Below are 20,655 nucleotides of genomic sequence, written 5' to 3'. Positions count from 1 at the left end.
TTTTTCATTTTACTAGTTTAATATTTATCCAATTTGTCCAAACTGTTTGCTAGAGAGGGGAGAAAAAAGCAAATGGTTAAAAAAAATATGATTCCTTTATATATAGTAATAATGTTTATGGGAGCTTTTGTGTCACTAGTAGGCGAGCAAGTAGAAGCAGGTGTTAAGAACGGTTCAATGGTTATTCCGGACGATGCGATTCGTTTACGTATTCTAGCAAATAGTGATAATGACGAAGATCAAGAGTTAAAACGTAAAATACGCGATCGAGTGAACGAAGAAATTACAATTTGGGTAGCAGATATTACGTCAAAGGAAGAAGCAAGAGCTGTCATTAAAGGAAACATCCCAGCAATAGAAGATATTATTGAAGAAGTAATGGTAGCAGAAGGCATCGAGCAAAAGTATAATGTAGAGTTTGGAAGAGCAGATTTTCCTACAAAAATGTACGGTCGTTTTATATATCCAGCTGGAGATTACGAAGCAATTAAAATTACGTTAGGAAAAGGTACTGGTGCAAACTGGTGGTGTGTACTATTTCCGCCATTATGTTTCTTAGACTTTTCAAACGGAGAAGCAACTTCTGCAACACCTTTTGAAGATGAAGAACAATCAGAACAATTAGTAGTAGTAGATGAAGAGCCAGAAGAAGTGGAAGTAAAGTTTTTCTTATTCGAATTTATTGCAAACATTTTCGCGAAATTTAAATAAATGATAGATTTATTATAAAAACAGTTCTACTTTCTATCTCGGTTCATAGATTATTACTAGAATCTATTTAAAACGAGGTGGAAAAATATGAAATATGTAAGAACGGCTAATAGAAATGATGTGCAAATGGTAGAACGATTTTTAGGACAAGCTAATATTAGTGCAGTAGGTTTAGAAGATTTGATTGAAGACTTTTTAGTGGTAGAAAATGAAGAGGGAAAAATAGAAGGGACGTTAGGAATTGAACGTCACGGAAAATACGCTTTGCTTCGGTCCCTCGTTATTTCACCAAGTTTTAAGCAACATCATATTTTGCAGCTGTTTGAACAAGCCCAAATATACGCAAAAAAGCGCGAAGTAGAAAAACTATTTCTGTTTACGAACAAGGCCAACTTTGCATCTTTTTTTGAACTACTTGGTTTTGTACCACAAAAAATAGAAGAAGTGCCGTCCGAAATACAGCAATCACCTTACGTGAAGGAGACATTTTCATTATCCGAAAGTAAAGTGTTAGCATGTGAATTATAGGTTATTCTATATGAATATCGGAACTATACACATTTTTTTGTGAAATATTCTGAAACAAACAACGTTATCCACAAAAAAGGTATGCTTTATCCACAGAATGTGGATAAAGCTTGTGTTATGGAGAAAATTTTAATAAAGTAATAGTACTATTACTAGATTTTTAAACGAGGATGATAAAATGAACACAATAAAGTGGATTGTGGATAAAAATAAAGTAAAAACAGAAAGTTATCCACATGTTCAACAAGCAGCAGCACTTTTACAACAAGATGAAGTAGTAGCTTTTCCTACTGAAACGGTATATGGACTTGGTGCAAATGCCTTGAAAGATAGCGCCGTTGCTAAGATTTTTAAGGCGAAAGGTAGACCGAGTGATAACCCGTTAATCGTACATATTAGTAATCAACAACAGTTGATAAACCTTGTGGATAACATAACACCAGTAGCAAAAAAGTTAACCGAAACGTTCTGGCCGGGACCATTAACGATTATTTTAAAAAAGAAGGCAGGTATTTCCGAGTTATTAACTGCTGGGCTAGATACGGTAGCGATTCGGATGCCGGATCATGAAATTGCACTAGCGCTAATAGAAGAGTCCGGCTTACCGCTTGCTGCTCCGAGTGCAAATCTTTCAGGTAAACCAAGTCCAACATTAGCTAAGCATGTTGAGGAGGATCTTAACGGTAAAATAGCTGGTATTGTCGATGGTGGTGCAACAGGAGTTGGCCTAGAGTCAACCGTTGTAGATTGTACAGGGGACATCCCGGTTATTTTTCGGCCAGGTGGCGTAACGAAAGAGCAACTTGAAAAAGTGGTAGGCAGAGTGGATGTAGATCCTGCGCTGGAAAAAGAAGAAGCATCTTTAAAACCAAAGTCGCCTGGAATGAAATATACACATTATGCTCCGGTCGCACCACTATATATAGTAGAAGGAAGTCCACAATATCTACAACACGTTGTGGATAAAGCGAGAAAAGATGGGAAAATCGTCGGAGTACTATCCACAGATGAACAAATAGATAGGATAAAAGCCGATGTTGTATTAACAGTTGGTACGAGAAAAGACCTACATACAATCGCAGCACATCTATACGAAGTATTGCGCGCCTTTAATGAAACGTCTGTGGATATTATTTTTAGCGAAAGTTTTCCACAAGTTGGTGTTGGGGCAGCCATTATGAATCGTTTACAAAAAGCAGCTGGTCATAAAATAGTGAAAGAAAACGAGTGAGGATAACCTTGCTCGTTTTTTTTATGAAAAAAATAACAACTAAAAATTGTATATTTCTCTTCTATCCCATCTTGGTTGTGCATAAGTTTATATAGGCTAGTCCGGTTGGGAGGGAGAGATTACAATTACACACTTTATAGAAGAACTCATAACTCTATTTATTATGGCAGTTGCTCTAGGAATGGATGCCTTTTCCGTTGGGCTAGGGATGGGAATGATTAAATTAAGATTAAGGCAAATATTTTACATAGGGGTTACAATTGGAATTTTTCATATCATTATGCCGCTCGGAGGTATGTTCGTAGGAAAGCTGCTGTCAGAAAAATTCGGTGCGCTAGCAACATGGGCGGGTGGCATTTTATTAATTCTTCTCGGCTTGCAAATGATGATTGCCTCCTTTAAAAAGGATGATAAACCGTTTATTACCCCAGTAGGCTTCGGATTAATCCTTTTTGCCTTAAGTGTCAGCATGGACAGCTTTTCTGTCGGATTAAGCGTAGGCATATACGGTGCAAAAGTATTTTTAACCGTAATGATGTTCGGAATCGTCAGTATGATATTAACGTGGATCGGACTTCTTTCAGGGAAAAAGCTACAAGGTTGGCTTGGCTCCTACAGCGAAGCACTAGGTGGCAGCATTTTACTAGCATTCGGAATTAAATTACTATTGCCGTAAAAGCAAGGTGTATGCCTTGCTTTTTTTGTGCGTTAAAAAGGTTCGTATCTGCGTCAATAAATTTCTCAAGTGCGTCAAAAGTCCGAACCACCGTCAATAACCCGTTCAGGTCCGCCCAAAATCTCCCCGTAACTGCATGAAAACCTGTAATAAACATCTATCCCATGACGATAAAGAGGAATCCCCGTCCAAAACTCTAAAAATCTTATTACTTTTTACCTAATTTTTGCTATCTAGTACATAAACATTTATTGAAATATGCCGAAATAAAGTATATAAAAGTTTTCATACTTTTTTTCTGTTCTTCTCCGAACTTGGACTATAATAGTATTAAACAATAACATCGAGGAGGACATGAAAATGAATATTTTATTTGTATGTACAGGAAATACTTGTCGAAGCCCAATGGCAGAAGCGATTTTATATAGTAAAAAACTACCGGGTGTGGAAGTGAAATCAGCAGGGATTTATGCGAATTCTGGTAGTGCTCCGTCTCCACAAGCGCAAATAGTATTGGAAGAGCAGGGTATAGCTTTTGATCATCGTTCGACAGCTCTGTCAGAAGAGCATATTGAATGGGCGACCTACATTTTAACAATGACAAATCAGCATAAACAATCCATTACTTATCAATATCCGCATGCACAGGGGAAAACGTTCTCATTAAAGGAATTTGCAGACGAAGATGGCGATATAATCGATCCGTTTGGCGGCAGTGTACCTTTGTATGAACAAACATTTAAAGAACTAAAGAGATTAATTGAACAGATAGTAGAAAAAAAGTTGTAGGCAGGGGAAATTTGGGAGGGAAGAAGCTTGAAGGAGAAAAAAATATTTACCTTTAGTTTGCGTTGGAAGTTAGTTATTTTTACTACAGTTTTAGCAGCGATTACGTATAGTGTGAGTGGTTTCTTCATTTACGTTGTGGCAGATTATGTATCATTTTTAAATGAAGTCTCGTTTACGATCATTACATTAACGTTAGGTGTTATTTGGTCGGGAATATTAGCTTATGTCGCTGCACAATATTTAACGAAGCCATTACATCAAATTCAAGTAGTTGCGGAAAAAGCAGCGAATGGTGATTTAACAGAAGACGTTCCTGTAGTTCAATCACGTGATGAAATTCAAGCGCTTGGGACGTCATTCAACTTAATGCTTCATAACTTAAGAGAAATGGTACAACATATTGAACAAAACTTCGATGAAACGAACAAAAAGGTAATGCATATTTCATCCGTTTCCTCTCAAGCTTCTGAACAAGCATACAACATTGCAGTAACGATAGAAGAAATTGCAAAAGGGGCAGAAAGTTCTGCTGCCTCTGTACAAGATACAGCAGAGTCTGTAGAAAATGTTATTCAAATTGCGGATGAAGTACATACAAAAGCAACGTCATCTGAGCAATTATCGCAAGAAATGGTGCAAGATTTAAATGAAAGCAAAGAAATCATTCACTCTCTTGTGTCTGGTATTCATAATCTAGCAGAAAATAATAGCGCATCATTAAAAGCGGTAGAAAGATTAGAACAACATGCGAAAGAAGTGGAACATATCATTTCATTAGTCGGCACTATTGCCGGGCAAACGAACCTTTTAGCATTGAACGCATCCATCGAAGCAGCTCGAGCTGGTGAACATGGTCGTGGATTTGCAGTTGTTGCGGATGAAGTTCGTTCACTAGCGGACGAAAGTGCAAAAGCAGTACAAGCTATCTCAGGTTTGATTCAAAACATACAAGTGGAAGTAAAAAATGTCGTTGCTCGCATAAAAGAACAAGCGAAAGTAGCAAATGTTGAGGCAGACAAAGGGACAAAAACGAACGAAGTAATTGCCGAAATGCAACAGTCTGTCATGGAAGTAGCCGACGCGGTAAAACATATAGCGGATTTAGTGAATAGACAAATGGAAGTCATTCAAGTAACATCCCGACAATCACAAGAAGTAGCAGCAATCGCAGAAGAAACATCAGCAGGTGCAGAAGAAGTAACAGCAGCTACACAAGAACAAGCAACATTAATCAATGATATTGAAGGCATCTCCGAAGAGCTTGCCACCCAAGCAAACCGCCTAAAACAAACGATAGAAAAATTTCATATTTAACACCTACAAACCTTAGCTTTCAAAAGAGATAAATACACTTATTATTTCTAATAGCTGAGGTTTTTTTGATAAATAACGGTAAATGATAATGGTTGGTTCGCCTTAGAACTGTTACAATATTTTACCTTAAAAGATTTAGAACCGTGAGTGGAACGGAGCGGAAGGTGCGAGACTCCAGCGGGGGAAGCGTGAGTCTTGAGACCCCGCACGAGCGAAAGCGAGGAGGAGGCTCAAGCCACGCCCGCGGCGACGCACAGGACGTGCTAGTGTCGACCGTGCGACAGGACGTCGCGGTACGGTCGACCAAGCGAGTACCTGCAGCGAAGTGAAGCGGAACTATGGTAGCCGGTATTTCCGCTATTTGCAATAAAGAACTGGATCAAAGGGGAGGTCCAAGTTCTAGATTTAACAAACTACAGTTACTAAAAGGGGTACTTCTATATGACGGATCGTTCACAAAAATTAGACCAACTAAAAAAAGAAGACATTACAAGAAAAAATAAACTTATTAATCTCGTTACATTTATTTCTGTCCTACTAGCCGTAGTTGTAGAAATATCCATACAACAACCGTTAGCGGTCATCCTAACAATCGGCATAGGTGGAGTCATATTTATTTCGGCTTTATCTGTATTTATAAAAAAAGAAATGTTCCTAATGCAAACACCATATATAGCAATAGGTGGAATAGCAATCGTCGTTTACCTTATTATGTCTGTTTCCACATCGTTGCCGGTTATGCTACTACCACTATACATTATGACAGCAGCAGCGATTTACAATACACGAAAAACGCTAATCGTTGGTACTGCTACTGCTTTATTGCTTAGCGCTCTTTACTTTATAACAACAAGTGCTGATTTAGGTATGGACTTGAAAAACTTAGTCATTTTCTATTTAATTTTCATCGTCATTACGTTAACGCTCTTTTTTCAAAACAGCGTGTCTCAAAAGCAAAATGTAGAAATCCAAAAACTACAAGAAGAAACAGAAAACATGTTACAAAAGCTACAACATCAAGCTAGTGTAATCGGTGATAAAGCGACAACTATAGGTGAAAACCTCACAAATATTCGTAAACAAGGAGAAACACAAGGTTATACTTTTAATGAAATGGTAATAGCCGTAAACGAAATATCTTCCGGAATGAACACACAAAGTGCAACGGCTTCTACTATTACTGAATCAATCGAAAGTTTAAACGAAATGGTAAAGCAATTGCTCGAAGGCTCTTCTGTTTTGAAGAAGGAAACGGATAAATCCCAACTCGAAACACAAAATGGTAGTAAAACGGTTGAATTACTTTCTACTAAAATAGTAGACTTTCAGCAAAGTATTCAACTAATGTCGGAAACGATGGAAACATTAGTGGAGAAAATAAAGGAAACGAACGGTTTTACAAATAACATTCAAGAAATCGCAGCACAAACAAACCTTTTAGCGTTGAATGCTTCTATAGAAGCGGCCCGTGCTGGAGAAAGCGGTAAAGGATTTTCGGTCGTGGCGGCTGAAATAAGAAAGCTTTCGGAGCTAACATCTAACACAGCTAATTTAATATCTAACAATCTAGCAAAAGTAAACGAGAGCACCGCCATTACGCAACAGCAAATGAAGGACAATTCATTAAGAATGATAGAAAGTGTGGAGTTAACGAAAGAAACGAACGGGGTGTTTTTGAAAATTAGCGAAAGTGTAACACAATTAAATAACACCGCTAAGCAATTTGAAGAAATAACACAGCAGCTAGGGGCATCTTCGTTCTCCATTGAAACGTCGGTAAGTGATTTTGCGGCTATTATTGAAGAAACAACCGCTTCATTAGAAGAAATGTCCGCTTCTATAGAAACGCAAAACGAACAATTACATGAGCTCGTTTCTTACGTGCAAAATACAGACAAAGCAACAATGGAGCTGGTGAATAGTTGTAAATAAAACAGACAAACGTTTTCTCCAATTGTAATGATGGATTTTTTTTAACTAGAAGGGTAATATGAAAAAAGAGAAACATACGGTAAAGGAGAATGACAAACATGAAAGTAGCAGTTGCCTCAGATCATGGTGGTATGAATATCCGCAGAGAAATTATTGAACTTTTAAATGAAATGAATATTGAGCACGATGATTTAGGCTGTGAATGTGAAACGAGTGTAGACTATCCAGACTATGCACTACCAGTTGCTCAAAAAGTAGCTTCTGGAGAATACGATCGTGGAATTTTAATTTGTGGAACAGGTATCGGAATGTCTATTGCGGCCAACAAAGTAAAAGGGATTCGTTGCGCACTTGTGCATGATATGTTCAGTGCAAAAGCAACTCGTGAGCATAATAATAGTAACATCCTTGCAATGGGAGAGCGCGTAATCGGACCAGGTTTAGCAAGAGAAATTGCACGCGTTTGGCTTCAAACAGAATTTGAAGGTGGTCGTCACGAAAACCGCGTGAACAAAATTCATGCTGCAGAAAAATAAAAACAAGTAAATGCCCATCGCTAGCTTTGATGGGTTTTTTCTGTAAAAAGGAGTGAGCGTGTTGACAGTTTCGGATTGGAAAAACGAATTAACCGAAATATTAGATGAATTTCAAAAGCAAGCAAATCTTCAAAAGGGGCAAATATTTGTAATTGGCTGTAGTACGAGTGAAATCGTCGGAGAACGAATCGGCACAGCAGGCACGGATGAAGTAGCAGCAATGGTTTATGAAACGCTCTCCCAGTTCAGCAAACAAACGGGTGTCCACCTCGCATTCCAATGTTGCGAACATTTAAATCGAGCACTCGTCGTGCAACGAGAACTTGCAGATACACGAGGATTTGAACAAGTAACCGTTGTTCCAGTCCGTCAAGCGGGTGGAGCAATGGCATCTTATGCGTACCGAAACATGCCAAATGCCGTTATGGTAGAGCATATAAAAGCAGACGGTGGTATTGACATCGGTGACACTTTTATCGGTATGCATATAAAGCATGTGGCTGTACCTGTCCGGGTAAAACGAAAAAACGTTGGCCAAGCACACATCACGTTAGCGACTACCCGTCCAAAGTTAATCGGCGGTGCGAGAGCGATATATGTTTTAGAAGATGGCACTTGAAGCTTTACTCAAGTGCTTTTATTTTTTTGAAAATGTACTGTAACTTTTTCCAACATCGTTCGTTTTCATAATAGATAAGGGGGAGAAAAAGTGGAGAAGCAACGAAGGGAGACGTTGGATACATTATACCGAGCCTACGCGGAACAACTTTATTACTATTTGCAGAAACTGTCAGGCTCACCTTCAGTTGCGGAAGACTTAGTCCAAGAAACGTTTGTGAGAGCGACAATCTCTTTGCATGAATGGAAGGACAATTCCTCAGCGAGAGCATGGTTATATAAAGTTGCACGAAATGCGTATTTAGACACTTGGCGCAAAAAACAGAAATGGCAGTGGGTTCCGTTTTTACAACGTGATGAAATGGTCAGTCCGTATGGAATTCCAGAGATAGAATATGAAAAGAAGCAAAACCACCAATTAGTAGAAGAACTATTTAGTCTCCTCCCCGAGCAATATCGTTCTGTTCTCTATTTAAGAGAAATAGAGAATTATAGTTATGAGGAAATAGCCGAAGTGTTAGAAATGAACGAAGGCCAAGTGAAAATTACGATTCATCGTGCCAGAAAACGACTTCAAGATCTCGGAGAAAGAGAGGAGAAAAAATATGAGTAACTGGACAGAAGAGAAGGAGAAGAAAATATTAACGAAGTATCGATTCACGCTTACTTTTCGGATTCTCCGAATAACAATCGCCGTATTAATCGCATATTTTCTTGTAGTATCGGGAATGAAATGGATCATTATCCAAACAACGAATCCGTTAAAGTACGCTCATGATGCCGACACTATGTTACTAATAACAGAGCCAAATATTCATATTGAATATCGTTTTTGGGTATACCCAGAAATAGACTCTTTTTTTACTCAAACAATAAAGTATCCTATCTATAAGAAAGTTGGAAATGGTGAAATAGAAATTGGGGAAGTAGAAATAAAGAAGAAGCTATTCCAACGTAAGCCAACAATGACGGTAAATAAAAAACCACAATACAGCAATACATTTGAATTTTATTTGCCAGAAGATCCAACGGGAGGAACACCTTTAGATGCTCCTGAAAAACCTGGGCAATGGGAAAAGTTAGAGAAAGTCCATGAAGGTACTGTTGCAGAAATGGCATTTTCGATGGACCGTTATTATAGTATGGAAGAGTTACTAACTTTATTGGAAGGTTATGATATTCATGTTCTTTGGATGCCGTTAAATGTTGGAGAAAGGGCATTTCCTTATATGTCTTCCAGTAGTGGTGAAGAAGGTTATATTAACTACGTACCTGGTCAAGGTCTTGGGATTGGTAGAGTAAGTACGGTAGATGAAGAATATCGCCATTCGATGTCCATCTCTAGACCTTTTGTAGATGGAGCAGAACAAATGAGAGATATTTATTTAGTGAACTTACAAGGGTTGATTGAAGAAAGTACATTCCAAGAACAAATATTTACGAAGGAGTATCTTGCAAAGTACTATAAAGGTATAGAGGAAAATGACTTCCAAGTATACGGTGCTGTCGTTACTGGACCGGTAAAGGAACTTTTGAAGCTAAAGGAAGTCGAAGGACTACGAGCAGCACAAGTAGGAGATGTCACCTTTTGGAATTGGGATGAATAATAATCCGAAAATTTTCGATAGTAAACGCTGCCAACCTTCTTTTTTCCTTCCAAATGTAGCCCTGTACATGATAATATAATGTGGAGAATGAAAAATTTCCGAATAAACGCCAAAGGGGGATTCGAGAATGACATTAGCAAAACAAGATGAACAAGTGTTTAAAGCGATACAAGCAGAACTAGGTAGACAGCGTACGAAAATAGAATTAATTGCATCTGAAAACTTTGTAAGTGAAGCAGTAATGGAGGCACAAGGTTCTGTACTGACAAACAAATATGCAGAGGGATACCCAGGTCGTCGTTATTACGGTGGCTGTGAGCATGTTGACGTAGCAGAAAACATTGCGAGAGATCGTGCGAAAGAAATTTTTGGAGCAGAACATGCAAACGTGCAACCACATTCTGGTGCGCAAGCGAACATGGCAGTTTACTTTACGATTTTAGAGCCGGGAGACACTGTTTTAGGGATGAACCTTTCTCATGGCGGACATTTAACACACGGAAGTCCAGTTAACTTCAGTGGAATTCAATATAATTTCGTTGAATACGGTGTGGACGAAATAACTCATACCATTAATTATGAAGATGTATTAGAAAAGGCGAAATTACATAAACCAAAACTTATCGTTGCGGGTGCAAGTGCATATCCACGTGTTATCGACTTCGCTAAATTCCGTGAAATTGCGGATGAAGTAGGTGCATACCTCATGGTTGATATGGCACACATCGCAGGTTTAGTTGCAGCGGGCTTACACCCTAACCCAGTTCCTTATGCAGATTTCGTTACGACGACTACGCATAAAACGTTACGTGGACCACGTGGTGGAATGATTCTTTGTAAAGAAGAATGGGCGAAGAAGATTGATAAGTCCATTTTCCCTGGAATTCAAGGTGGCCCATTAATGCACGTAATCGCTGCAAAAGCAGTAGCATTCGGTGAAGCATTACAAGACGATTTCAAAGTATATGCACAAAACATTATCGATAACGCTAAGCGTTTAGCGTCTTCTTTAGAAAAAGAAGGGTTAAGTCTTGTTTCTGGTGGAACAGACAACCATTTATTACTTGTAGATGTACGCTCTTTAGGCATTACGGGTAAAGTTGCGGAAAAAGTATTAGACGAAGTAGGTATTACAGTTAATAAAAACACAATTCCATTTGAAACGGAAAGTCCATTCGTAACAAGTGGTATTCGTATTGGAACAGCAGCGGTTACAAGTCGTGGATTCGGTTTAGAAGATATGGACGTGATCGCAGCTCTAATCGCCGAAACGTTAAAAAATCATGAAGATGAAGCGAAGTTAAAAGAAGTAGCAGAAAAAGTAGAACAATTAACTGCTAAATTCACACTATATCCTGAACTAGGATAAGGTTTTTGTAGAGGTCTGATGTTAGACCTCTATTTTTTTTCGTCAATGACTTGAACGATTTGTCGAATTTCTGTAAAATCAGTGAAAGTGTGGACAAAATAGATTCGTGATATAAAATTTTTGATTAGATGAAGGGAGCGCTTTCGATGGCAAAAGTATACGTTTTTGATCATCCGCTAATTCAACATAAACTAACATACATACGAGACGTAAGTACAGGAACGAAGGAATTTCGTGAGCTTGTAGATGAAGTTTCTACATTAATGGCTTTTGAAATTACTCGTGATCTACCACTTCAAGAAGTGGATGTAAATACTCCTGTAGCAACAGCAAAATCAAAAGTATTAGCAGGAAAAAAATTAGGTATTATCCCGATCCTTCGTGCTGGCCTTGGCATGGTAGACGGTATATTAAAGCTAATCCCAGCAGCAAAAGTAGGGCACGTTGGACTATACCGCGACCCTAAAACGTTGCAACCTGTTGAATATTACGTGAAGCTTCCTTCAGATATAGAAGAAAGAGAACTAATAGTAGTGGACCCAATGCTAGCAACAGGTGGATCTGCTGTAGAAGCAATCCATTCCTTGAAAAAACGCGGAGCAAAACATATTAAATTTATGTGCTTAATCGCTGCACCAGAAGGCGTAGAAGTAGTAAAAGAAGCACACCCAGACGTGGACATTTACATCGCAGCACTAGACGAAAAGCTAAACGAAAAAGGCTACATCGTTCCTGGTCTAGGCGACGCTGGCGATAGATTGTACGGTACAAAATAATTTTTACGAGCTTCCCATTTATGGGGAGCTTTTTTTGATGAGGTGGAGGGGATGGATGGTGTGGTTGGCACAAAAGGGGTTGCGGTTGGTGCAAAAGGATGTTGGGTTGGGGCAAAAGGACGCTGGGTTGGCACAAAAAGTGTTGCGATTGGCACAAAAAGTGTTGCGATTGGCGCAAAAGGATGTTGTGGTGGCACAAAAGGGTGTCGGGTTGGCGCAAAAGGAAGCTGGGTTGGCACAAAAGGGTATCGGGTTGGCGCAAAAAGATGTTGGGTTGGCACAAAAGAATGTCGAGTTGGCGCAAAAAGATGTTGAGTTGGCCGAAAAAGTGTTTTGGTTGGCGTGAAAGAGAGTTCAGTTGGCCGAAAAAGTGTTTTGGTTGGCGTGAAAGGGAGCTCAGTTGGCCGAAACAGAGTCGCGGTTGGCGTGAAAGAGAGTTCAGTTGGCCGAAAAAGCGTTGCGGTTGGCGTGAAAGAGAGCTCAGTTGGCCGAAACAGAGTCGCGGTTGGCGTAAAAGAGAGTTCAGTTGGCCGAAAAAGTGTTTTGGTTGGCGTGAAAGAGAGTTCAGTTGGCCGAAAAAGTGTTTTGGTTGGCGTAAAAGAGAGTTCAATTGGCCGAAAAAGCGTTTTGGTTGGCGTGAAAGGGAGCTCAGTTGGCCGAAAAAGTGTTTTGGTTGGCGTGAAAGGGAGCTCAGTTGGCCGAAACAGAGTCGCGGTTGGCGTAAAAGAGAGTTCAGTTGGCCGAAAAAGCGTTGCGGTTGGCGTGAAAGAGAGCTCAGTTGGCCGAAACAGAGTCGCGGTTGGCGTGAAAGCGAGTCTGGTTGGCCGAAAAAGCGTTGCGGTTGGCGTGAAAGAGAGCTCAGTTGGCCGAAACAGAGTCGCGGTTGGCGTAAAAGAGAGTTCAGTTGGCCGAAAAAGCGTTGCGGTTGGCGTGAAAGAGAGCTCAGTTGGCCGAAACAGAGTCGCAGTTGGCGTGAAAGAGAGTTCAGTTGGCCGAAACAGAGTCGCGGTTGGCGTAAAAGAGAGTTCAGTTGGCCGAAACAGAGTCGCGGTTGGCGTGAAAGCTAGTTTGGTTGGCACGAATAAAGAAGCGGTCTTTGCCCGAAAGTCCGATTGGTCCCGAATTGCCAAGAGCGTCGACAATTTGTACAGGTGCGTCAAAAAATTCGCGAAGTGCATCAATTATTTCCACAAGTGCCTCATAAACTACGTATAGTGAATTGTTAACCTCCCAAGCGCCTCATAAATCTCAAAGAATCGCATAAAATTTCCTCCCAACTACAACAAAAATTAAAAATCGCCCCGCAAAACCACCTTAAACAGGCCTATCCGCACCCCATTCTCCACCTTCAAAAAAACTTCATTCCACGCTAAACAATCGTTACATATTTCTCCCTCCAAAAACAAACATTAGAAAAGAGGTGGTTAAATTAATGAATTCGTGCCGTCAATTTCTAATAATATCGATAGCTGTTGCATTATTTTTTTCTATTACCCAACGAACGTATGCCTTTCAATATCCAGAACGTCCACCGTTACCCGTTAGTCAACCTATAAGTGATGAAGAAACACAAACGGTTATTATCCGGACAGATGAAGAAATGCATGAGGCAATCCAACAAATCATTGAAACGCAATACCCTACACTCTCTATTAAATATACATACACAGAAGTATTTCACGGATATTCGATAGAGGGACCGGTACTAGAGTTAGAAAAGCTACAGAAAGAGGAAGGGATACTCGATGTTTCACCTGTTTCTATCTACAACCCACACATTGATGAAAGTGTCCCGTTTATTGGTGGGAAAGAAATAAGAGGCATTTTCGATGAGGATGGAGACCGCTTAACAGGTGAGGGTGTTGTAGTAGGGATCATCGACACTGGTATTGATTATACACATCCAGATTTAGCGAGTAATTATATTGGAGGTTATGATTTCGTCGATCAGGACGATGATCCGATGGAAACAAAGCGTGAACAAGGACCTCCAACACTACATGGAACGCACGTTGCTGGAATTGTTGCAGCGAATGGAAAGATGATGGGGGTAGCACCAGAGGCGAAAATTATGGCATATCGAGCACTTGGACCAGGTGGGAATGGCACGAGTGAACAAGTTATTGCTGCTATTGAGCGAGCAATTAAAGACGGAGTAGATGTTTTAAATTTATCACTCGGAAACACGATTAACGGTCCAGACTGGCCAACGAGTCTCGCTTTAGATAAAGCAGTCGAAAAAGGGATTGTTGCAGTCACATCGAGTGGGAATTCGGGACCGAACCTTTGGACAGTAGGCTCACCTGGCACGTCAACAAAGGCGATATCCGTCGGAGCGTCCACCCCTCCATTACACATCCCACACATCGCTACTATTTTCTCGAGCGAAGAAGTAGAAATGCTCCCGTTTCAAGGAGCCCCAAAGTGGAATTTAAAACAAGCAAAATATTACGAGATGGAGTTTGTCGGTCTCGGTGAGAAAAAAGACATAAAAGATGTAGAAGGAAAAGTAGTATTAATCGAACGGGGGAAAATTCCGTTCACTGAAAAAGTGTTAAATGCGAAAGAACAAGGTGCAATTGCTGTTATCATTTATAATAATTTAGAAGGAACGTTTCTTGGGGGACTAGAGGTGGAAGTGGACATACCGGTCGTCTCTATTTCGAAAAGTGACGGGTTATTTTTAAAAAACCAATTAAAAAAGAAAAGAAAATTAATGAAAACGAAATACAGATGGCATCGGGATGAAATTGCTTCTTTTAGTTCAAGAGGACCTGTTACACATACGTGGGAAATTAAACCGGACTTAGTTGCGCCTGGAGTTGCAATTGATAGTACCGTACCAAATGGATATATTGCGCTTCAAGGGACGAGCATGGCAGCACCTCATGTTGCAGGAGCAGCAGCATTACTAAAGCAAGCTCATCCAGATTGGGAACCTTCAAAAATAAAAGCGGCATTAATGAATACAACGAAAGTATTAAAAAAAGGGGATGGAGAATTTTATTCTGTTCTCGAGCAAGGAACAGGTCGTATTCAACTAAAAGATGCAATGGAGACAAAGTCTATCATTCAGCCAGGATCCCTTCATTATGGAATTTACGAAAAAATTGATAAGCGAGAAAAGAAAGATGTTATTCTTCAAATAGAAAATGTTAGTGAAAAAGAAGTAAAATATCGTTTCGATATTCCGAAAGCAAACAAAGGAATTATATGGTCGATTCCCCCATCCTTCTCATTGAAACCAGGAGAAAAGAAAGAAGTAACAGTTTCACTCGATATTAACCCGGAAAAGTTAGAACCAGGAATGCATGAAGGTCAAATAACGGTGAAAGCAGATGGGCAAGAAATTCGGTTACCTTACTTATTTATGATCGAAGAACCTAACTATCCGAGAATTCAAGGTTTTCAATTTGGATACGGCGATAAAGAAGGTAGCTATCAATATGAAGTATTTGTTCCAGAAGGTGCAGAAGAGTTAGGAATCGCATTATACGAAGGGGACACGCTTCATTTTATCGATTTTCTTGACTGGCAACGAGATGTACCACGAGGATTGCTTAGAAAAGAAATAAGTGGGGAAAAACTGAAAGGTAAAGGATTAGTAAAAGCAGTTATTTTTGCGAAAAGAAAAGAGAAAGAAGATTCCATTGAAGTGAATCTATATTTCGATTAATAAAAAGACGGTGATTTCGAATAAAGAAAAGCTTTTTCACAAAAGTTTTTTTCGAAATCGCCGTTTTTATAGTTGTTTTTAAGTTGGACACAAAATGTTCACAAAGTCAAATTAGAAATGCAGGAAAATCCAATTAAAATCGTGTTAGAATAAAGAGTAAAGTTTTTGGGACTACTATAATACAGTGATTTTTATCACACCATTTAATACCAATAAAGTTTACTGAGAATTTATGTATAACACATTGACATTGACAAAATGCTATTGTATGCTTACAAAGGGTATGAAATGGTAGGGTTTTCATACATTGAAAACACTTGTAAATGTTACATATTTTCATCGAGTTGGACCTCTTTTTTTTGACCACCATTATTGGGGTGATTAGGATGACTAATGAGAAACACCCTTTCCGTGCAATGGCACTAACTACTAGCATTCTCTCTTACTTAGTTGGCCCTACTTTACTAGGTATTTTTGTAGGGAAGTGGTTAGACGAACAATTCGAAACTCCGCCGTTGTTTTTACTTATCGGTCTCTTTCTGGGACTGGCTACAGGTATATTTGGAATTATGCAATTACTTCGAAAATACTCTTCAGGAGAATGATTATGCCTGATACTAAAATTATGTTTATGCGTCATATAAGGTATTTTCTATTTATAGCAGCCTTATATGTATTAGGATGGGGTTTCACTCCATACCAAGACTGGTTTCTAGGATTACTACTAGGAACAGTTATCAGCTTTTATAACCATTGGCTACTATACCGAAAAGTTAATAAACTTGGAACGGTAGCAGCTGAAGGTGGCAGAATGATGTCACTTGGAACTGTATCAAGGATGGCTGCCGCCGTATTAGGAGTAGTACTAGCCGTAAGATTGCCAGAATATTTAAATCTATACGGAGTAATTATCGGGATTGTGACATCCTATATTGTCATTATCATAGATTCATTTGCAAGAATTTTCATAAGCAGTGGGGAAGAGAGGTGAGTACAGTTGGATCATGGAGCACCGATAAGGGTTGTTAATTTGTTTGGGGATTTTACCATATCCTTTAACCTATCAAACGTTATCATGACAATTATTGCAGCAACAATCGTGTTTCTAGTAGCGGTAATCGGAACACGCACAATAGCATTACGACCAACTGGTATGCAAAACTTCCTGGAATGGCTAGTAGATTTTGTGAAAGGCATCATCAGTAGTACGATGGATTTAAAAACTGGAGCCAGATTTATCACGTTAGGACTAACATTGCTTTTGTTCGTGTTTGTTTCTAACATGCTTGGACTTCCATTAGCTATCGTCTATAACCATGAGTTATGGTGGAAAGCGCCTACTGCCGATCCAGTGATGACATTAACGTTGGCTGTAATGGTCGTTGCATTAACGCACTATTATGGTATTAAACTAAAAGGCTTTAAAGAATACGGTAAGGATTACTTTAGACCGATGCCGTTCTTGTTCCCGTTAAAAATAATTGAAGAGTTCGCAAACACGCTTACTCTTGGATTACGTTTATACGGTAACATGTTTGCAGGAGAAATCTTGCTAGCATTACTAGTAGGACTAGCAGTAAATGGATACGAAGTTGGAATCGCATCTGGTATCGTCGGAACTGTTTTAGCAGCAATTCCTATGATGATTTGGATAGCGTTCAAAATGTTCATCGGATCAATTCAAGCGTTTATCTTTGTAATGTTAACAATGGTTTATATGGCACACAAAGTGAGTCATGACCATTAATTTATAAATTTTTTTTACAAAAATTGAAATTATTTTATACACATAAGGAGGAAATTATCAATGGGAGCTTTAGCAGCAGCAATCGCAATTGGTTTAGCAGCACTAGGTGCAGGTTTCGGTAACGGGATGATCGTTAGTAAAACAGTAGAAGGGATCGCTCGTCAACCTGAGTTAAAGAACGCTCTTCAAACTACAATGTTCATCGGGGTAGCACTAGTAGAGGCTGTTCCTATCATCGCGGTAGTAGTAGCATTCATGGTAATGTAATTTTAGAAAATTAGCTTAAAAAAGGTTCAATAAAGGCGAAGTCCGTCTCACTCGAGAACCTTCGCCTTTCGTTTATACGATGTTTAAGGGAATTACTCCTTTTAACATAAAATAGACGAGAATAGTTTTAATAGAAGAAACTAGCTTTCGTTTGTAAATAGACCATTTATAAACTACACAACTTGGTTGTAGACCAAGTTTTCTCATGTAACGATGTATTCCTTGAAAGGAGTGAAAGCAATGATGAGCAACCTCGACACATTAGTACTTGGTGCTGGTGGTGGTTTAACTCTTGGCGACTCACTTGTCCAATTAACAGTTTTCCTATTATTACTTTGGTTACTACGTAAGTTTGCTTGGGATAAGCTTATGGACATGATGAAGAAACGTGAAAACCATATCTCTAGTGAAATCGATGCGGCTGAAAATAGTAATCGCGAAGCTAAAAAGCTTTTAGAACAGCAACAAGCGTTATTAAAAGAAGCACGCGTTGAAGCGCAAACTCTAGTAGAAAGCGCGAAAAAAATTGGTGAAGACCAAAAGAACGAAATTATTAAATTAGCACAAGAAGAAGCTAATCGCGTAAAAGAAGATGCGAAAAAAGAAATCGAGCAAGAAAAAGAGAAAGCAGTTGTTGCTTTACGTGAGCAGGTAGCATCACTATCTGTCCTAATTGCATCTAAAGTTATTGAAAAAGAACTAAATGAGCAAGATCAACAAAAACTTATCGACGACTACGTTAAACAGGTAGGCGAAGCACGATGAGTAAAAATAGTGCAGCAAAACGTTATGCGTTAGCTCTTTTTCAAATAGCAAAAGAAAACAACACTTTCGATCAATTTGATACAGAATTAGCAGAAGTAAAAGCAGTGTTCGCAACGAACAAAGAATTACAATTAGTGTTAACAAACCCAAAAGTTTTAAAAGAATCAAAGAAGCAAATCATCCGCGAAGGATTTGTAGGCGCTTCTCCATTTATCGTAAATACATTACAGCTTTTAGTAGATCGTCATCGTGAAAATATTGTAGTCGACATGGTTGATGAGTACAAGAAAATAGCGAATGAAGCTCGCAATATAGCAGAAGCTGTCGTTTATTCCGTAAAAGCTCTTTCTGAAGCAGAAAAGCAACAGCTGTCCGCTGTGTTTGCTGCAAAAGTAGGGAAAGCATCATTATCCATTGAAAACATCGTCGATCCATCTATTCTAGGTGGCCTTAAAATTCAAATCGGCAACCGCATTTTTGATGGAAGCGTTAGTAGTAAATTAGAACGTCTTGGACGTCAATTAACTTTGAACAGATAGTAGATAGGGGTGAAATTCATGAGCATCAAAGCTGAAGAAATTAGTGCGCTGATAAAAAAGCAAATCGAAAGTTATCAGTCAGAAATCGAAGTTAGCGATGTAGGTACAGTTATTCAAGTAGGTGACGGTATTGCTCGTGCTCATGGCCTCGACAACGTCATGGCTGGAGAACTTGTTGAATTTTCAAACGGTGTTATGGGTCTTGCCCAAAACCTTGAGGAAAACAACGTAGGTATCGTTATTCTTGGTCCTTTCCGCGAAATTAAGGAAGGAGATTCTGTTCGCCGTACTGGCCGTATCATGGAGGTACCAGTAGGTCCAGAATTAATCGGTCGTGTCGTGAATCCATTAGGACAACCTGTGGATGGTCTTGGCCCAATTGAAACAAAGAAAACTCGTCCAATCGAGAGTGCAGCTCCTGGTGTTATGGATCGTAAATCCGTTCATGAGCCACTTCAAACTGGTATTAAAGCGATTGATGCGCTTGTACCAATCGGACGTGGACAACGTGAGTTAATTATCGGTGACCGTCAAACTGGTAAAACTTCCGTTGCAATTGATACAATCTTAAACCAAGCTGACCAAGATATGATTTGTATCTATGTAGCTATCGGTCAAAAAGAATCTACTGTTCGTGGAGTAGTAGAAACTTTACGTAAGCATGGTGCATTAGATTACACAATCGTTGTAACAGCATCTGCTTCTCAACCAGCTCCAATGTTATTCTTAGCACCTTACGCTGGGGTAACAATGGGTGAAGAATTCATGTATAACGGAAAACACGTATTAGTTGTGTATGATGACTTAACGAAACAAGCGTCTGCATACCGTGAGCTTTCCTTACTATTAAAACGTCCTCCAGGTCGTGAAGCATACCCTGGTGACGTATTCTACCTACACTCTCGTTTATTAGAGCGTGCAGCAAAACTTAGTGATGCAAAAGGATCAGGTTCCCTAACAGCGTTACCATTCATTGAAACGCAAGCGGGTGACGTATCTGCTTACATCCCAACAAACGTTATTTCCATCACTGATGGACAAATTTTCTTACAATCAGACCTATTCTTCTCAGGAGTTCGTCCTGCGATCAACGCTGGTTTATCCGTATCCCGTGTTGGTGGATCGGCACAAACAAAAGCGATGAAGAAGGTATCTGGTACACTTCGTCTAGACCTAGCGTCTTTCCGTGAGTTAGAAGCGTTCGCTCAGTTCGGTTCTGACCTAGATAAAGCGACACAAGCGAAATTAAATCGTGGTGCTCGTACGGTAGAAGTGTTAAAACAAGGTTTAAACAAACCAATAAAAATGGAAAAACAAGTTGCGATTCTTTACGCATTAACGAAAGGTTTCATCGACGACGTTCCAGTTGAAGATGTAACTCGTTTCGAAGAAGAGTTATTTGTATTCTTAGATCATAACCGTAAAGAAGTATTAGAAGAAATTCGTACTACTGGTGCTTTACCAAAAGACGAAGAAACTCTTAAAGACGCAATCCTTGCATTCAAAAAGACGTTCGTTCCAACTGAAAAGTAATAGATTAAATCGGTGAGACCACAGTAATGATAATCATTGCT

The 20,655-nt window shown here is 39.3% G+C and carries 23 protein-coding genes; all 23 read left to right on the top strand.

Going from position 1 to position 20,655, the window contains the following annotated elements:
• The first annotated feature begins 72 nt into the window (after nucleotides 1–72).
• The 23 genes from spoIIR to atpA all read left to right on the top strand — a co-directional run bounded on the left by spoIIR (nucleotide 73) and on the right by atpA (nucleotide 20,614).
• The gene (gene spoIIR / locus O1A01_RS24335) at nucleotides 73–711 is read left to right on the top strand and encodes a stage II sporulation protein R (protein ID WP_066418287.1); all 639 of its coding nucleotides are present in this window, start codon (nucleotides 73–75) and stop codon (nucleotides 709–711) included.
• An 87-nt stretch (nucleotides 712–798) separates the two neighbouring features.
• Nucleotides 799–1,239, top strand: a complete 441-nt coding sequence (locus O1A01_RS24330) for a GNAT family N-acetyltransferase (RefSeq protein WP_270065251.1) — start codon at nucleotides 799–801, stop codon at nucleotides 1,237–1,239.
• Between the two features lie 178 nt (nucleotides 1,240–1,417).
• Nucleotides 1,418–2,470: an L-threonylcarbamoyladenylate synthase gene (locus tag O1A01_RS24325; protein ID WP_066418296.1), complete on the top strand. Its 1,053-nt coding sequence runs from the start codon at nucleotides 1,418–1,420 to the stop codon at nucleotides 2,468–2,470.
• Between the two features lie 163 nt (nucleotides 2,471–2,633).
• Nucleotides 2,634–3,146, top strand: coding sequence for a manganese efflux pump MntP (locus O1A01_RS24320; protein ID WP_174522381.1), 513 nt, complete (start codon nucleotides 2,634–2,636; stop codon nucleotides 3,144–3,146).
• Nucleotides 3,147–3,506: 360 nt separating this feature from the next.
• Complete coding sequence (locus tag O1A01_RS24315) at nucleotides 3,507–3,935, top strand: low molecular weight protein arginine phosphatase (protein WP_412766300.1); 429 nt, start codon at nucleotides 3,507–3,509, stop codon at nucleotides 3,933–3,935.
• A gap of 27 nt (nucleotides 3,936–3,962) precedes the next feature.
• Nucleotides 3,963–5,249 (top strand): methyl-accepting chemotaxis protein, encoded by a 1,287-nt coding sequence (locus O1A01_RS24310; protein WP_270065250.1) that lies wholly within the window; start codon nucleotides 3,963–3,965, stop codon nucleotides 5,247–5,249.
• 441 nt (nucleotides 5,250–5,690) lie between these two features.
• Nucleotides 5,691–7,181: a methyl-accepting chemotaxis protein gene (locus O1A01_RS24305; protein ID WP_270065249.1), complete on the top strand. Its 1,491-nt coding sequence runs from the start codon at nucleotides 5,691–5,693 to the stop codon at nucleotides 7,179–7,181.
• A 98-nt stretch (nucleotides 7,182–7,279) separates the two neighbouring features.
• Nucleotides 7,280–7,717 carry a ribose 5-phosphate isomerase B gene (gene rpiB / locus O1A01_RS24300; RefSeq protein WP_066418305.1) on the top strand — a complete coding sequence of 146 codons (438 nt, stop codon included), beginning with the start codon at nucleotides 7,280–7,282 and terminating at the stop codon, nucleotides 7,715–7,717.
• Nucleotides 7,718–7,778: 61 nt separating this feature from the next.
• Nucleotides 7,779–8,336 (top strand): TIGR01440 family protein, encoded by a 558-nt coding sequence (locus tag O1A01_RS24295; protein WP_066418307.1) that lies wholly within the window; start codon nucleotides 7,779–7,781, stop codon nucleotides 8,334–8,336.
• A 90-nt stretch (nucleotides 8,337–8,426) separates the two neighbouring features.
• Nucleotides 8,427–8,948 (top strand): RNA polymerase sigma factor, encoded by a 522-nt coding sequence (locus O1A01_RS24290; protein WP_066418309.1) that lies wholly within the window; start codon nucleotides 8,427–8,429, stop codon nucleotides 8,946–8,948.
• On the top strand, nucleotides 8,941–9,942 hold the full coding sequence (locus O1A01_RS24285) for an anti-sigma factor (protein ID WP_270065248.1): 1,002 nt from the start codon (nucleotides 8,941–8,943) through the stop codon (nucleotides 9,940–9,942). Before O1A01_RS24290 ends, O1A01_RS24285 begins: the two co-directional genes overlap by 8 nt.
• A 127-nt stretch (nucleotides 9,943–10,069) precedes the next feature.
• Nucleotides 10,070–11,311, top strand: a complete 1,242-nt coding sequence (glyA, locus tag O1A01_RS24280; RefSeq protein ID WP_270065247.1) for a serine hydroxymethyltransferase — start codon at nucleotides 10,070–10,072, stop codon at nucleotides 11,309–11,311.
• Nucleotides 11,312–11,457: 146 nt separating this feature from the next.
• Nucleotides 11,458–12,087: a uracil phosphoribosyltransferase gene (upp, locus tag O1A01_RS24275; RefSeq protein ID WP_066418319.1), complete on the top strand. Its 630-nt coding sequence runs from the start codon at nucleotides 11,458–11,460 to the stop codon at nucleotides 12,085–12,087.
• 51 nt (nucleotides 12,088–12,138) lie between these two features.
• Nucleotides 12,139–12,402 carry a hypothetical protein gene (locus tag O1A01_RS24270; protein ID WP_270065246.1) on the top strand — a complete coding sequence of 88 codons (264 nt, stop codon included), beginning with the start codon at nucleotides 12,139–12,141 and terminating at the stop codon, nucleotides 12,400–12,402.
• A 27-nt stretch (nucleotides 12,403–12,429) separates the two neighbouring features.
• Nucleotides 12,430–13,302, top strand: coding sequence for a hypothetical protein (locus O1A01_RS24265; RefSeq protein ID WP_270065245.1), 873 nt, complete (start codon nucleotides 12,430–12,432; stop codon nucleotides 13,300–13,302).
• Between the two features lie 217 nt (nucleotides 13,303–13,519).
• Nucleotides 13,520–15,763, top strand: a complete 2,244-nt coding sequence (locus tag O1A01_RS24260) for a S8 family serine peptidase (protein ID WP_270065244.1) — start codon at nucleotides 13,520–13,522, stop codon at nucleotides 15,761–15,763.
• A 386-nt stretch (nucleotides 15,764–16,149) separates the two neighbouring features.
• On the top strand, nucleotides 16,150–16,368 hold the full coding sequence (locus O1A01_RS24255; protein WP_066418334.1) for an AtpZ/AtpI family protein: 219 nt from the start codon (nucleotides 16,150–16,152) through the stop codon (nucleotides 16,366–16,368).
• A 2-nt stretch (nucleotides 16,369–16,370) separates the two neighbouring features.
• Nucleotides 16,371–16,754 carry an ATP synthase subunit I gene (locus O1A01_RS24250; RefSeq protein WP_066418337.1) on the top strand — a complete coding sequence of 128 codons (384 nt, stop codon included), beginning with the start codon at nucleotides 16,371–16,373 and terminating at the stop codon, nucleotides 16,752–16,754.
• Between the two features lie 84 nt (nucleotides 16,755–16,838).
• On the top strand, nucleotides 16,839–17,510 hold the full coding sequence (atpB, locus tag O1A01_RS24245) for a F0F1 ATP synthase subunit A (RefSeq protein ID WP_235858196.1): 672 nt from the start codon (nucleotides 16,839–16,841) through the stop codon (nucleotides 17,508–17,510).
• 60 nt (nucleotides 17,511–17,570) lie between these two features.
• Nucleotides 17,571–17,777, top strand: a complete 207-nt coding sequence (gene atpE / locus O1A01_RS24240) for a F0F1 ATP synthase subunit C (RefSeq protein WP_066418341.1) — start codon at nucleotides 17,571–17,573, stop codon at nucleotides 17,775–17,777.
• 243 nt (nucleotides 17,778–18,020) lie between these two features.
• Nucleotides 18,021–18,542 carry a F0F1 ATP synthase subunit B gene (atpF, locus tag O1A01_RS24235; protein WP_280522909.1) on the top strand — a complete coding sequence of 174 codons (522 nt, stop codon included), beginning with the start codon at nucleotides 18,021–18,023 and terminating at the stop codon, nucleotides 18,540–18,542.
• Complete coding sequence (locus O1A01_RS24230; protein WP_066418344.1) at nucleotides 18,539–19,081, top strand: F0F1 ATP synthase subunit delta; 543 nt, start codon at nucleotides 18,539–18,541, stop codon at nucleotides 19,079–19,081. The genes atpF and O1A01_RS24230 overlap by 4 nt, the downstream gene beginning before the upstream one ends.
• An 18-nt stretch (nucleotides 19,082–19,099) precedes the next feature.
• The gene (gene atpA / locus O1A01_RS24225) at nucleotides 19,100–20,614 is read left to right on the top strand and encodes a F0F1 ATP synthase subunit alpha (RefSeq protein ID WP_066418346.1); all 1,515 of its coding nucleotides are present in this window, start codon (nucleotides 19,100–19,102) and stop codon (nucleotides 20,612–20,614) included.
• Nucleotides 20,615–20,655: the final 41 nt, after the last annotated feature.

The organism is Sutcliffiella sp. NC1, assembly GCF_027594365.1.
Classification (GTDB): Bacteria; Bacillota; Bacilli; order Bacillales; family Bacillaceae_I; genus Sutcliffiella; species Sutcliffiella cohnii.
This window is presented reverse-complemented; position numbering and strand designations above follow the sequence as displayed.